This window comes from Microcoleus sp. B7-D4 (assembly GCF_036705125.1).
In the GTDB taxonomy this organism is placed as follows: domain Bacteria; phylum Cyanobacteriota; class Cyanobacteriia; order Cyanobacteriales; family Microcoleaceae; genus Microcoleus.
This window is the reverse complement of the sequence record NZ_JAUBTT010000027.1, coordinates 16,200-28,762: the sequence shown is the minus strand read 5'-3', so window position 1 is coordinate 28,762 and position 12,563 is coordinate 16,200. Positions and strand designations below refer to the sequence as shown.

General features: G+C 45.6%; 13 protein-coding genes. 4 read left to right on the top strand and 9 right to left on the bottom strand.

Annotated features, from left to right (window positions below):
• Positions 1-325 precede the first annotated feature (325 nt).
• Positions 326-1,201 carry a DMT family transporter gene (locus QUB12_RS13140; RefSeq protein WP_333307079.1) on the top strand — a complete coding sequence of 292 codons (876 nt, stop codon included), beginning with the start codon at positions 326-328 and terminating at the stop codon, positions 1,199-1,201.
• Positions 1,202-1,296: 95 nt separating this feature from the next.
• On the top strand, positions 1,297-1,524 hold the full coding sequence (locus tag QUB12_RS13135; protein WP_333142695.1) for a hypothetical protein: 228 nt from the start codon (positions 1,297-1,299) through the stop codon (positions 1,522-1,524).
• 216 nt (positions 1,525-1,740) lie between these two features.
• Here QUB12_RS13135 and QUB12_RS13130 read toward each other — a convergent pair whose 3' ends face one another.
• The 3 genes from QUB12_RS13130 to QUB12_RS13120 form a co-directional block, all read right to left on the bottom strand.
• Positions 1,741-2,367, bottom strand: a complete 627-nt coding sequence (locus QUB12_RS13130; RefSeq protein WP_333142694.1) for a type II toxin-antitoxin system antitoxin SocA domain-containing protein — start codon at positions 2,365-2,367, stop codon at positions 1,741-1,743.
• A 69-nt stretch (positions 2,368-2,436) separates the two neighbouring features.
• Complete coding sequence (locus QUB12_RS13125; protein WP_333142693.1) at positions 2,437-2,676, bottom strand: DUF2283 domain-containing protein; 240 nt, start codon at positions 2,674-2,676, stop codon at positions 2,437-2,439.
• Positions 2,661-2,990, bottom strand: a complete 330-nt coding sequence (locus tag QUB12_RS13120; RefSeq protein WP_333142692.1) for a hypothetical protein — start codon at positions 2,988-2,990, stop codon at positions 2,661-2,663. The genes QUB12_RS13125 and QUB12_RS13120 overlap by 16 nt, the downstream gene beginning before the upstream one ends.
• A 195-nt stretch (positions 2,991-3,185) precedes the next feature.
• Here QUB12_RS13120 and QUB12_RS13115 point away from each other — a divergent pair, with 195 nt between their 5' ends.
• Together QUB12_RS13115 and QUB12_RS13110 are read left to right on the top strand one after the other, a co-directional pair.
• Positions 3,186-3,521 (top strand): DUF6883 domain-containing protein, encoded by a 336-nt coding sequence (locus tag QUB12_RS13115; protein ID WP_333142691.1) that lies wholly within the window; start codon positions 3,186-3,188, stop codon positions 3,519-3,521.
• Positions 3,522-3,529: 8 nt separating this feature from the next.
• The gene (locus QUB12_RS13110) at positions 3,530-3,754 is read left to right on the top strand and encodes a DUF4926 domain-containing protein (protein ID WP_333053374.1); all 225 of its coding nucleotides are present in this window, start codon (positions 3,530-3,532) and stop codon (positions 3,752-3,754) included.
• Between the two features lie 230 nt (positions 3,755-3,984).
• On the opposite strand, the gene QUB12_RS13105 is transcribed toward QUB12_RS13110, so the two are convergent.
• The 6 genes from QUB12_RS13105 to cysC form a co-directional block, all read right to left on the bottom strand.
• Positions 3,985-5,622, bottom strand: coding sequence for an acetolactate synthase large subunit (locus QUB12_RS13105; protein ID WP_333142690.1), 1,638 nt, complete (start codon positions 5,620-5,622; stop codon positions 3,985-3,987).
• Between the two features lie 148 nt (positions 5,623-5,770).
• Positions 5,771-7,138 (bottom strand): NAD-dependent succinate-semialdehyde dehydrogenase, encoded by a 1,368-nt coding sequence (locus QUB12_RS13100; RefSeq protein ID WP_333307077.1) that lies wholly within the window; start codon positions 7,136-7,138, stop codon positions 5,771-5,773.
• 159 nt (positions 7,139-7,297) lie between these two features.
• Positions 7,298-7,555, bottom strand: a complete 258-nt coding sequence (locus tag QUB12_RS13095; protein ID WP_333142688.1) for a hypothetical protein — start codon at positions 7,553-7,555, stop codon at positions 7,298-7,300.
• 129 nt (positions 7,556-7,684) lie between these two features.
• Positions 7,685-10,009, bottom strand: coding sequence for a polysaccharide biosynthesis tyrosine autokinase (locus QUB12_RS13090; protein WP_333307075.1), 2,325 nt, complete (start codon positions 10,007-10,009; stop codon positions 7,685-7,687).
• 143 nt (positions 10,010-10,152) lie between these two features.
• A complete protein-coding gene (locus QUB12_RS13085) occupies positions 10,153-11,883 on the bottom strand; it encodes an SLBB domain-containing protein (protein WP_333307073.1) in 1,731 nt (576 codons plus the stop codon).
• A gap of 37 nt (positions 11,884-11,920) precedes the next feature.
• Entirely contained in the window at positions 11,921-12,445 is a 525-nt protein-coding gene (cysC, locus tag QUB12_RS13080; protein ID WP_333142685.1) for an adenylyl-sulfate kinase, read from the bottom strand.
• Positions 12,446-12,563 lie beyond the last annotated feature (118 nt).

Genomic DNA, 12,563 nt, shown 5'->3' with positions numbered 1-12,563 from the left:
CTGGAACCCTAATTTATATGGCATCGGGAATCGGGAATCGGGCATGGGGCATGGGGAATTGCGAATTGCCAATTGCGAATTGGTAACTAATGACAACAGTCAACCGTCAACACTTACTGTAGGGTGCGTGACAGCGACGAGCTCACCGTCGAAGCAAAAACATTTGCAGTCACGCACCTGACTTCTAAATCATCTGAATCAACCGGATTTTATATGATTTAATAGCTTTTTGGTGCGTGACCGTCCTGAGTTTCCTCGCCGCGAGTCAAAGCCCGTCGCTGTCACGCACCCTACAACTAAAATCTCCAATCTAATGACAAGTTTTATGGGTGAAATCGCCGCTTTAGGCGCTGCACTTGTCTGGGCTCTAGCTTCCACCATCTGGCAGCGAGTGGGACAGCAACTCCCCGCAGTCGTGCTAAACTTGCTCAAAGGCGCGATCGCCCTTTTCATGCTCCTTGCCACTGTACTAATATTAGGCAAACCCTTACCCGCAATCAACCCTAATATTTTAGCAATGCTGCTCATCAGCGGCGGGCTAGGAATTGGCATCGGAGACACCGCTTTCTTTATCGTATTAAAATATTTAGGCGCGAGGCGAACGCTGCTTTTAGAAACCCTATCTCCCCCTTTAACAGCTTTATTCGGCTTAATCTTTTTGCAAGAAAAGTTATCGGCCATTGCTTGTACTGGCATTCTTTTAACTATCTGCGGCGTAGCGTGGGTAATTGCAGAACGAACAGCCGAAACAACCTTATCATCAAAACATATTTGGCAGGGATTAGGTATTAGTTTATTAGGACAAACAAGCCACGCCGCTGGAGCAATTTTATCCCGCGCCGCCTTCACTCAAATAGATATTGATCCCCTGTGGACAGCCGCCTTGCGTTTGAGCGGTGGTATGGCAGTTATGTTGTGCTTTTTGAAGCCAACAAACCTTGACAGTTTCAAACAATTAAAATCCTCCAAAATATTAGCTGCAATAATTCTGGCAGCTTTTTTAGGAACCTATCTCGGAATTTTCCTGCAACAGACTTCACTGAAATATGCACCCGCAGCAATCGCTCAAACACTCAGTTCTACCAGTCCCCTATTTATCCTGCCTTTAGCCGTGCTGGCGGGCGAAAAAGTGAGCATTCGGGCTGTTTTGGGGGTAGTTGGTGCGATCGGCGGAATCGCCTTATTATTGGGTTTGAAGTGATTAGATTTGATCTCAATTCCGGTGCCACCGGAATGATTGTTGACTGTTGACTGTTGACGGGCGGGTCGAAAAACTGAATGGTTGAGTGTTAACTGTTGACACTAATAGGCACGGCGCCGTCTCGAAAGCAATGGGTAATATTAATTCCGATGCTACCGGATTTGATATCACAACTCCGACAAGTGGAAACAAAACTCTACGGAGAGATTGAGAAGCAAATTGCAAACGCTCACCAGAAGGAAGAGGAAGGGATTTATGCTTCTAATACTTGGGTAAAACAATTGGCAGAAATCCGTAAGGATTTTGGTCTGATTATCCGCTAAATCACGAAGGCCACAGCTAATCCGAATACTTGAATCTGAGAAAGCGCGATCGCCCTTACATCCCAACTTGTCACAAAGCACGCGCGGCGCAGCTATCCCGTAGGGAATCGCCCTTATAAGCTGTTGTGCATTTAACTTATATCTTTAGGGCGGGCAGGATGCCCACCCCACAAAAGTTTAATTGTATTCGGTCGTGCAATTTAAATGCCTCGGAGCTTATTCTTTAGAGAAGAAACGGCCCGAATAATATTTCTTCATCGATTCGTGAGAAATAATCCCCTCACAAGATTCGTCTCTCGGCAAATCTCCTCTCGCTTCCTGCCAAGGCATTTCACTGCAAATCATTCGTTCCAAAGTTGCATCATCATACTCAAAATAAGCATCAGCAACTTCCTCGATAAATTCCCCGATTTTTTGGGGAAGTTTCGGTTGTTCGATTTTCTCTGTAATTGGTTCCCCACTAAATTGTCGTTGATACTTTTCTAATAAATCAGGAATAACCGGCCCGTGAATCCCTGCTTGAAAATCTGCATCAAATAGTGGCTTGCCGTAAACTCCTAAATACCAAGCTTGAGCGTAATACATAAGTTTTTGTAGCTTGTAGGCGTTGATTGCTACATTAGTTTGGGCGGCTAACCAAATAAAAGCATTGGCAATATCTTGCTCACTCACTTTTACTGAATTACCTGGAACCGCAACAACTTTGAGTTGACCTTCGCCTATCTGTTCCAATAGTTCAGAAACTGACAAGTTAAATTCGGCGGCAATTTGCTCAACTCTTTGCCAAACTGGAGAACTCACAGTTATTTGATATTCATTTTTTGTTGAGATAGCTTGAGTCATAGGCCTCCTTAGAGCTGACTTAAATAATTCTAGCAAACAGTGCCGAATAATGACCTCATGCAGTCTTTTCTAAACCTTATAACTCAAGTGCAACTCACCCACAATCGGTAATTCAAATACATTACTCTCTCGCAACCGCTTTGAGAAAAACATAACTTCCAGATTTTCAATTTCCTCCGTGTCAGGATTGAGACGAGCCACAATTCCATATTCTAGTTCTTGCGATTCTTGCTCTGCATAAGGCGAACATTTATTGACGTACAAAATATCCCCAATAGCATCGTATTTAAAAGTTAGTTTTTCTGCCATATTATCTCTCCTTGGGTAACATTTTTTGTTAAGTAAGCTGTCACGATCCAATAGCGCTCTCTCGGAACTGTATCATTCACAACAGCTACTACAACATACCTACCCTTGCGACCCTTACCATACTGCTGTGAAAATAGAAAAGTATTGCCGAAACGTAAATCACATCGAACCTCATCTGGGTCAGCTAGAGTTTTAGCAATTCTTTCCTGATAAGATGGTAGCAAATCGGGATGTGTATCAACAATATGTAGTTCTCGCTCTTCAGTGAGTTCAACCTCGCTATCGAGATATGGACAGAAAAATTGTGTTGTCACATTCCTCCATTCTTGCCAGTCCTAGTTACCTAACTTTTAGATTACCATAATTACCTGATAAGTTTAGCGATCGCCCATCCCAACCCAACTTGTCAAAAAGCACGCGCGGCGCAGCTATCCCGTAGGGAATCGCCCCTGCTTGACCGATCGCCTCAACTCTGGTTAATATACAAGAGTAAGCTTTGGAGAGAGTGCTTGAAACTGCCCAATTATGAAAGAGCAGTCGTTCCTGAAAAGAAAATTACCGAATATCTGCTCTCACTCACCCACCGCGACGGGAAAAGCAAAGCAAAATTTTTTTTACGGTTTGGTTTTTCAGTTGATGCTTGGGAAATCATGGCAACTGCCTTGCTGCGTCATGCCGCAGACCATGAATTAGCTAAAATTGAAGAATCTCCTTTTGGCAGTCGGTACGTTATTGAAGGAGAAATGCTAGCAGCAGATGGCAGAAAACCCTTTGTGCGTTCTGTTTGGTTTATTGAAACCGGAGGCGACACTCCCAGGCTAGTAAGTGCCTATCCACCAGATTAAAAAATAAAATGATTCAAGAACTTGACAGCATTGTTTTAACAATTGATATCCCCGAAAAAAAATTAAGCCAAGGCGATATTGGCACAGTTGTTTTAGTACATCAAGGTGGGGTAGGATATGAAGTAGAATTTGTTACCTTGACGGGGAAAACATTAGCTATTATTTCACTCTTTAGCTCCCAAGTCCGTCTCATAGGTGATAGAGAAATTGCTCACGCCCGGATGCTAGCTTGAGCGTTATCTAAATGGAAGCAAAAACATTATGAACACTCACAGATTCACAGGCATCATTTACAAAGAAGAAGATAGATACATTGCCGAATGTCCAGAAATCGGCACAGTTGACCAAGGCGAAACCATAGAATAAGCGATCGCCAATCTTAAACAAGCTACAAAACTCTATCTCGAAGAATGTCCATTATTAGAGCCCCGACTTATTAAAGAAGCCGGAGCTCTAGCTACTATTACAAATTGCAACTCATATCCCCAGATAATTGACTGAAACGCGCATTTTCCCGATAGTCTACCGGACAGTCAATCACGCAAGGGACATCTTGAGCAAGGGCTTCTTTCAGAATCGGAATAAAATCCGTTGCAGATTCCACTCGATAGCCTTTTAAACCCATACTTTCGGCAAATTTCACAAAGTCGGGATTGCCAAATTTGACGAAATCGGAATGACCAAAATAATCTTGCTGCTTCCATTCAATTAACCCGTAACCGCCGTCATTAAATATCAGCGTCACAAAATTAGTACCGACTCGCAAAGCAGTTTCTAACTCTTGGCAATTCATCATAAAACCGCCGTCGCCGGTGGCTGCTATTACTTTGCGATCGGGATAAACGAGTTTTGCAGCTACCGCACCCGGAATCGCAATTCCCATCGCCGCAAAGCCGTTGGAAATCAAACAGGTATTCGGGCGATCGCAATGATAGTGCCGCGCGATCCACATTTTGTGAGCTCCCACATCAGATATAAGAATATCTTCCGGGCCCAGGATTTGCCGCAAATCGTAAATGAGTTTTTGTGGCTTGATCGGGAAACCGTCGTCGGCTGCATATTGTTCGTACCCAGCCCGAATATCCGCCCGCAATTGCTTAGCAAAAGGGTCTACTTTCTCCATGCGATCGGCACGCTGCAAAATTTCATTGAGAGAATCAGAAATATCCCCCACAACTTCTATAAGAGGAATATAACTGCTGTCAATTTCTGCTGGCAGAGCTCCAATATGAATAATCGGAATTTTTCCTTCAGGATTCCACTTCTTCGGGGAATATTCAATCAAATCGTAGCCAACAGCAATCACTAAATCCGTTTCTTCAAAAGCACAGCTAATGTAATCGCGTTTTTGCAAGCCCGTCGTCCAAAGCGCCAAAGGATGAGTGTAAGGAATTACGCCTTTGCCCATGAAAGTATTAGCTACGGGAATATTCAATCGAGTAGCAAATTGTGTCAAAGCATCGCTGGCGTTAGCGCGGATCGCGCCGTTTCCTACTAAAAGCAGAGGACTTTTTGCCTTGGAAATTGCCACTGCGGCTTTATTCAAGCTTTGGTAAGCGCCAAAAGTTTTTTCGCGGTTGTCTTTGGTGAGCGGCTGTCCTTCAGCAGGCATGGCTGCGATGTTTTCAGGTAAGTCAATGTGAACTGCTCCCGGCTTTTCACTTTGAGCTACTTTAAAGGCTTTGCGGACAATTTCTGCCGTCGTGCTGGGGCGAACAATTTGAGCATTCCACTTAGTAACTGGCGCAAACATGGCCACCAAATCTAAATATTGGTGCGATTCTATGTGCATTCTGTCTGTGCCGACTTGTCCGGTAATTGCTATTAAAGGAGCGCCGTCTAAGTTGGCGTCAGCAACTCCTGTCATTAAGTTAGTTGCGCCCGGGCCCAAGGTAGACAAGCAAACGCCGGCTTTGCCTGTGAGACGACCGTAAACGTCTGCCATGAAAGCGGCGCCTTGTTCGTGGCGAGTAGTAATAAATTTAATTGAAGAGTTTCTCAGGGCTTCTAGAACTTCTAAATTTTCTTCTCCAGGAAGTCCGAAGACGTATTCGACGCCTTCATTTTCTAAACATTTTACCAATAGTTGAGCTGTGTTCATTTCCGTTTTTCTCCTCGGTTAATGGGGGTTTTGGGTCTTTCTTTTTCAACCGATCGCCAAAATACTAGATGGGAATTTTTAACCGCAGGTAAACGCAGATAAACGCAGACTTATGTAGATTTGTGCGATCGGTTGATAGAGTGGGAGCTTATTTCACCCACACTGTTTTTATGTTAACAAATTCGTGCATTCCTTGGATGCTCAATTCGCGTCCGTAACCGGAGCGTTTGATGCCGCCAAAGGGCAATCTGGGGTCTGATTTTACTAAGCCGTTGATGAATACGGCGCCTGCTTCTAGTTCGGAAATAAACCGATCGCTCTCTTCTCTTACTGTAGTCCAAGCTGACGCACCCAAGCCAAAAGATGTGCTGTTTGCCAGTTCGATCGCCTCATCGATGCCTGCAACCCGGAATACTAAAGCTACAGGCCCGAAAAATTCTTCTTGACGCGCAGCAGCCTCCGGGGGAATCTCTGCCAGAATAGTTGGCAAGTAGAAATTGCCGCCATTCTCTGACAATGCGCGGCCGCCTGTCAGAAGTTTTGCTCCCGATTGGATGCAAGTTTGCACTTGCTTGTCCAAGTCTTTGAGGATTGCCGGAGTAGCTAAAGGGCCGATATCGGTTTCTGGCAACATCGGATCGCCTACTTTTAATTGCTCGATTTTTTCGACAAATCCTGTGATGAATTCGTCTGCGATATCTTCGGCTAAAATAAAGCGTTTGGCGGCGATGCAAGATTGACCGTTATTGAGCATCCGGGATGTCACAGCAGTTGATAAAGCTGCTGCTAAATCGGCACTGGGCATCACAATAAATGGGTCGCTTCCTCCTAATTCCAGTACAACTTTTTTCAAGTTTTTGCCCGCATTTGCTGCCAAACTTTCACCCGCTGGTTCGCTACCGGTGAGAGTTGCTGCTTTTATACGATCGTCCGCAACGATATCAGCTACTTTGTCGGCGCCCACTAACAAAGTTTGAAAAACGCCTTCGGGAAAGCCCGCTTCCGTGAAAATTTCCTCTATTTTCAAAGCGCACTGCGGCACGTTGGAAGCGTGTTTGAGCAAGCCGACATTGCCCGCCATCAGCGCCGGCGCCGCAAACCGAAAAACTTGCCAAAATGGGAAATTCCACGGCATGACGGCTAAAATAGCCCCTAGCGGTTGGTAGCGGACAAAGCTGCTGCTAGCGTCAGTGGTTGCCGGTACGTCTGCCATAAATTGAGCGGCATTTTTGGCGTAATAGCGACAAACTAAGGCGCATTTTTCCACTTCGCCGATCGCAGATTTGAGCGTTTTGCCCATTTCCAGGGTCATCATTTCAGCGTAAATTTCGCGATCGCGCTCCAAGATGTCTGCAGCTTTCTGCATCCACAGAGCTCTCTGCTCAAACGGCAGGTGGCGGTATTTGTTAAAAGCTTGCTGTGCTAATTCCAGCTTAGCTTCGATTGCCTCATCCGCGATCGGCTCGAAAGTTTTCAGCGTTTCTCCCGTTGCCGGGTTGATAGTAGCAATAGCCATTGTTTCATCTCCTGTGTGAAAAACACAAAACTCCCTGCTAGTTTTCCGCCTAGGCAGGGAGTTGTATCAATGTATTACAAAATAGGAATTTACCAGCCACGTTTTCTTTCAGGTCTTGCCAATTTGCAAGTGCCGCGATTTGTTTAAATTTCTCTACTTTTAATTATAGTTCAGAGTCTCGATCGCAAATCTTAAGAAAATTTGTCTTTCTGAAATCATGCACAAATCTCGCTTAACAGGCTGGACGGCCTGTTCCATAAAAGTTAAATGTTCTTGTGGGGCGTCCCGCCCGCCTCTGACAGCTTGATTCACAATTAATGGTGCAAGATGGATGAAATATCTTGTCGGCTGTCCCGCCCGCCTTGCATTCTCAAGAACAGTATAGCCGTAGGGTGCGTCGCCCTCAAAAATCCTCAAAAAAAGCGAAAATCTCGCAGCGACGCACCTTACAAGAATTAGGCATAAGGTGCGTCGCCCTCAAAAATCCTCAAAAAGAGCGAAAATCTCGCAGCGACACACCCTACGATAATTAGCGATTCCCCTCCCTCAAACAGACTGTTCCTGGACGTAATCCTGCACGTAAGACTGATAGTAATACCTGCTGCCTTTATCGTTATTCGCCACCATTCCCAACAGCGGAATTCCCGCCATTTTTAAATCTTCAAAAGCCAACACCAGCGCCTCCCGCTGAGTTTGATGCAGCCCTACTACCAGCATCAATCCGTTAGTGTGAGCCGCCAACAAATTCGCATCCGCCAAACCTAAAAGCGGCGCAGTATCGTAAATAACTAAGTCAAAATGACTTGACAAAGCGGCCATTAAATGCTGCATTTTTCGGGAAGAAAGCACCTTTGTAGGATCGAGAGGAACCGGGCCGGAAGTTAACACAAACAAATTTTCATCGCGGGGCGATCGCAAAATCACCTTTTGCACATCCACATCATCAGCAATCACATTGTGCAGGCCTTGCCAATTCGGTAAACCCAGCATTTCGTGTACCTGCGGGCGCCGTAAATCCCCATCCACCAACAGCACTTGCTGCCCCATTGCAGCCGCCGCCCGCGCCAGATTTACTGCTACCGTAGACTTGCCATCACCTACTTGACAAGAAGTAATTACACAAGAATTGATCGGAGTTTCAACGTTTAGTAAGCGAATATTCGCATTGAGCGAGCGAAAAGCTTCTTGAAAAGCATCCGTCGGCATCGGCGAAATTGCCACATCCACCGGGCTTGTCTCAGCAGGAGGAAGTCTCAAAATTTTATCGCTAGCAGGAATTACCCCCAACAAAGGCAGGCGAATCGACTCTTTGACATCCTCTGGAGTTTGGAACACCGTTTTATTTTTAAACCGTTCCGCCAACTGCGCCGTCAGCATACCAAACAGCAAACCAGCCAATCCCCCCAAAGCCAAATTCAAAGGCATAATCGGAGCAACAGCCATCAACTCGCCATTTTTGTAGCGCGGAATTTCCGGCTTAGCAATAACTTCCCAAGCCACCTCTTTTTTACCCACAGCTTCAAGCTGCAAAGCTTGCTGTTTTGCCAGCAAACCATTCAGCGTATTGTTAGTTAAATCCAACTCGCGCTGCAAATCCGAATAGCGCCGCAAAATCACTGGTAATCCTTGAGAGTATTGATTCAACTGCTTAGCAGCTTGTTCCAAAACTTGATTCCGCACGCCCAGCACCTGAATTAAATTAGCAGTACCAATAAACTGCTCGATTAACTTAATCCGCACCGGATCTTGAAAAGCCAGCACTTGCGAATTTACCTTAGCCAAATCAGTTCCCAGAACCTGTTGGGCTTCTTTCTTCAACAAAGGAATCAGGTTCTTGCGCTGTTCTCGCAACAATTGCATTTGCGGAGTTTCGTCTGTAAACGTAGCCGAGTTAATCGCAATTTGCCCTTCTAATTGCTGCAATTGAGTCAGCATCGCTTGATAGCGGGGAGCTTGACTCAGAGCCGAGGCCATCAGCGCTTGCTTCTGGTTTAATCCGAGCTGATTTTGCAGATTGGAATAGAGCAATCTCTGCTGATTGAGCTGCGATTGCGCTTCCAATCTTTGCGTTTGAAGTTCACTGATTTGCTGCGCGAGTTGTTGGGTTTGAATTTGCGGGTCGATGAAATTGTACTGCTGCCGCAACTTTTGAATTTCTGTTTGCAGAGCTTGTTGGCGCTTTCGCTGGTTGGGAATTTGCGATTTCACAAAATCCAGAGTCTGACTAATTTGAGTTGTGGTATCTTGCACGCTGTAGTTGCGGTAGCCTAGCGCCACTTTTTCCAAAACAAACTGAATTTTTTTCGGGTCATAATCCCGATATCTAACTTCGATAATTTTGGTATTTTTGAATCGATTAATTGACAACCTACTTTCCTGAGAAAACGGCAAATTATCGGCTTTTTGGTTCAAGAGGTAGTTGTAATTTATTTCGGGATACTTAGCCTGCAACTGTTTAATAATCGGCGACATTACTTGCGGGCTTTGCAAAACTTGAATTTGGGATTCGTAGTCAAAACCGCCCTTTTCTTGGGTCGCGGGGGCCGCTGGTTGCAGTTTCAGCTCACCGGAGTAGATTTTTGCTAAAGTATTTTGCGTAACCGCTGGTTCTACTAATAATTGAAAGCGCCCTTCGTACTCGCTTTTTTGATTCAGTGTCCAGGCGAAAACTCCGGTAGTTACTGCCGCTGCTACCCCGATGACTAAAATGGAGCGACTGCGGCAAACTTCCCAAAAACTTAACTCTTCTGCCTCGGTTTTGTTTCTGCCTAAAAATTGATCTTCTTCATAAAGCCCCGAAGACATTTTTTGCAGATCGGCGGCTTTTCTATGATTAAACAGTGCTACTTGTGATTGTTTCCCTGGTTTCATTGGATTTCTACAACTTATTAGTTTAAACGTCTGTATTGGTAGCGGAGTTTCAGGAAATCGGTTGATTCCTAGATATTTCATTACCAAACCGCAATTTTTTATAGAAAGCGGGTTTCTGAGGTCTTAATGCCAGTCTATTCAACTCACCGAAAAATATCGAACAATCGAAATATTCCTAACAGGGGGCTGAGAGGAGCGAGAGTCCCGCCTACATTATCCGAGAACGTAGCGCGACCCGATCGCCTTACCATAATTACATCATTATTTTGCAGTTTGGGATTAGTTTCTTCATTGGCAGTTGCGGAAAAATCCACCTTAACATTTAGCTGCGAAACAGTGCCGTTAGGATTGAGGCGAATTAAATTCACCGAATCCATTTCTGCCCGCGCTTTATTAAAACCTCCCGCTGCTACCAGCGCTTGATTTAAAGTAGTGTTGGGCAGCACCGCAATCGCTCCCGGTTTCACGACTTCTCCTACAATGTTCACCCTAATCGTATCCGGTGAAAAATTAGAATTAGCAACTTGTTCGTCTTGGGTTGCATCGAGATTTTCGGCTTTGGGAACGATTACCGTATCTCCCTGTTGCAGCGCTAAATCTTGGGATACATCTCCCCCTTCCAAAAGTTGCCACAAATTCACATTAATAATTTGTTCGGTACCCGCCCGCGTCAGGCGGCGAACTTGTATTTGTCTGATATCAGCTACCGGCGTAATGCCGCCCGCCATTTTAATTGCCCTCGTTACAGTTTGCTGCAAAACATTTTCCCCGCCGTTGGTTTCGCTAGCAGCAAACAAACCAGAATTTTCACCCATTTCATTCTCTTGTACCCTACTTTGAGCCTCTTTTGCCAAAGTATAAGTACCGGGGCGAGTTACTTCGCCTACCACAGCAATATTAATTGGTTGAGTGCTTTGTCCGGTAATGTTAGCTACTGCTAAAGTCGGTGCTTCTTGGCGGTTGAGGCTAGTTACAGTGGGAATAAATATAGTATCGCCGTCGCGCAAAGTCATATCGGCCCGCAAATCGCCGTTTTGCAATAATTCCCACAAATCCACACTAATAATTTGTTCCGCTGCGTTGCGCTGGGGGCGGCGGATTTTGATTTGCCGCACGTCTGCTGACTGGGTAATTCCGCCGGCCATTCGCAGAGCCCGCGATATTGTGGGCATTTGAGTTCCCATTTGCTCTGCTGTGCCTCCGGGACCTGCTGCTGAGGATATTGTATAGGCTCCGGGGCGGTTAATTTCGCCCGCGATCGCAATTTGCAAAGGACGTGCCGCCAGCAGTTTCAGGGTAATCCAAGGACGTTTAAGGTATTTGCCGTATTTGTCTTTAACAACATTAGAAGCTTGTTCTAGGGTCATACCGTACACCGAAACGCTGCCAATTAACGGCAAATTCAGGGAACCGTCTGCCTGTACTTGGTGTTGACCGTTGGGGCCGCTGTATTCCGGGACGTTGAATATGTCCATTTGAATACGATCGCCCGCTCCCAAAGTGTAAACTTCCGATCGTACACTTGAAGGTTCACTTGCCGGCAATCCCGGCAATCCCGGCACTGCCGGTACTGGTACAGGAACAGGAGAACCCGCATCAGCAGGAGGAGGAGGAGGAGGAGGCATCAACTGGGCAGCCGCAGGAGATGAACCCACCGCCACCAGCACTGACACTGTTAAACTTTGAATCATTAAACTTTTGACAGCATTGCTTGCCCAATAACTTAGCTTGCAGCTTTTGCTGGAAACCTCTGCCTGGGCCCCTTTCCTTGCAGGAAATGGGAGAAATTCTTCACCCTCCCTATCTGCGAAGGGGACACAAGGGTGAGATTTTTTCTCAAGTTGCACGCCGTGCGAATAACTTTTCACCACCATCGCTTTTTGCCCCTATCCTCATCCAACCCCGCCAACATCAAATGTAACCCAACTGTTCTAACTTGGTCAGAACTTTTTTAACACTCTCTTCCACAGTTTCTCGCTCTGTGTAACAAATAATCTCAGGATTAAGCGGTTCTTCATAAGGATCGTCAATTCCCGTAAAACCCTTAATTTCTCCTGCTCTGGCCTTAGCGTATAGCCCCTTGACATCGCGATCTTCGCACACTTCTAACGGCGCTGTGATATATACTTCAACAAAATTGGGCTCCATTGCTCTAATTTCGTCGCGAATTGCTCTGTAGGGGCTAATAGCTGCGGTCATTACGGCTACTCCATTGCGGCTCAGCAGGTGAGCTACAAATCCAATCCGCCGAATATTAGTATCTCTGTCTTCTTGGCTAAATCCCAAACCTTTTGACAAGTTGGTGCGAACGACATCTCCATCTAATATTTCAACTTTGCAACCTCTTGCCTTCAATTCGGGTTCGAGGGCTTTGGTGATAGTTGTCTTGCCGGAACCGCTCAGCCCGGTGAACCAGAGGATAAAACCTTTTTCCATTTTCAGCCGTTAATTAGTAACTGGGAAATTATTAAGACGTAAAACTTTATAGATGCTGTTCCCTTTTTTCTATTATCGTTACTCGCGGTGTCATATTGGCAATATTTACGCGCCAAAA

Bases quoted from the DNA above. Each gene is read 5' to 3' on its own strand.
- QUB12_RS13140 (WP_333307079.1), top strand. From the start codon at position 326: ATGGGTGAAATCGCCGCTTTAGGCGCTGCACTTGTCTGGGCTCTAGCT.
- QUB12_RS13130 (WP_333142694.1), bottom strand. From the start codon at position 2,367: ATGACTCAAGCTATCTCAACAAAAAATGAATATCAAATAACTGTGAGT.
- QUB12_RS13125 (WP_333142693.1), bottom strand. From the start codon at position 2,676: ATGGCAGAAAAACTAACTTTTAAATACGATGCTATTGGGGATATTTTG.
- QUB12_RS13110 (WP_333053374.1), top strand. From the start codon at position 3,530: ATGATTCAAGAACTTGACAGCATTGTTTTAACAATTGATATCCCCGAA.
- QUB12_RS13105 (WP_333142690.1), bottom strand. From the start codon at position 5,622: ATGAACACAGCTCAACTATTGGTAAAATGTTTAGAAAATGAAGGCGTC.
- QUB12_RS13100 (WP_333307077.1), bottom strand. From the start codon at position 7,138: ATGGCTATTGCTACTATCAACCCGGCAACGGGAGAAACGCTGAAAACT.
- QUB12_RS13090 (WP_333307075.1), bottom strand. From the start codon at position 10,009: ATGAAACCAGGGAAACAATCACAAGTAGCACTGTTTAATCATAGAAAA.
- QUB12_RS13085 (WP_333307073.1), bottom strand. From the start codon at position 11,883: ATGGTGGTGAAAAGTTATTCGCACGGCGTGCAACTTGAGAAAAAATCT.
- cysC (WP_333142685.1), bottom strand. From the start codon at position 12,445: ATGGAAAAAGGTTTTATCCTCTGGTTCACCGGGCTGAGCGGTTCCGGC.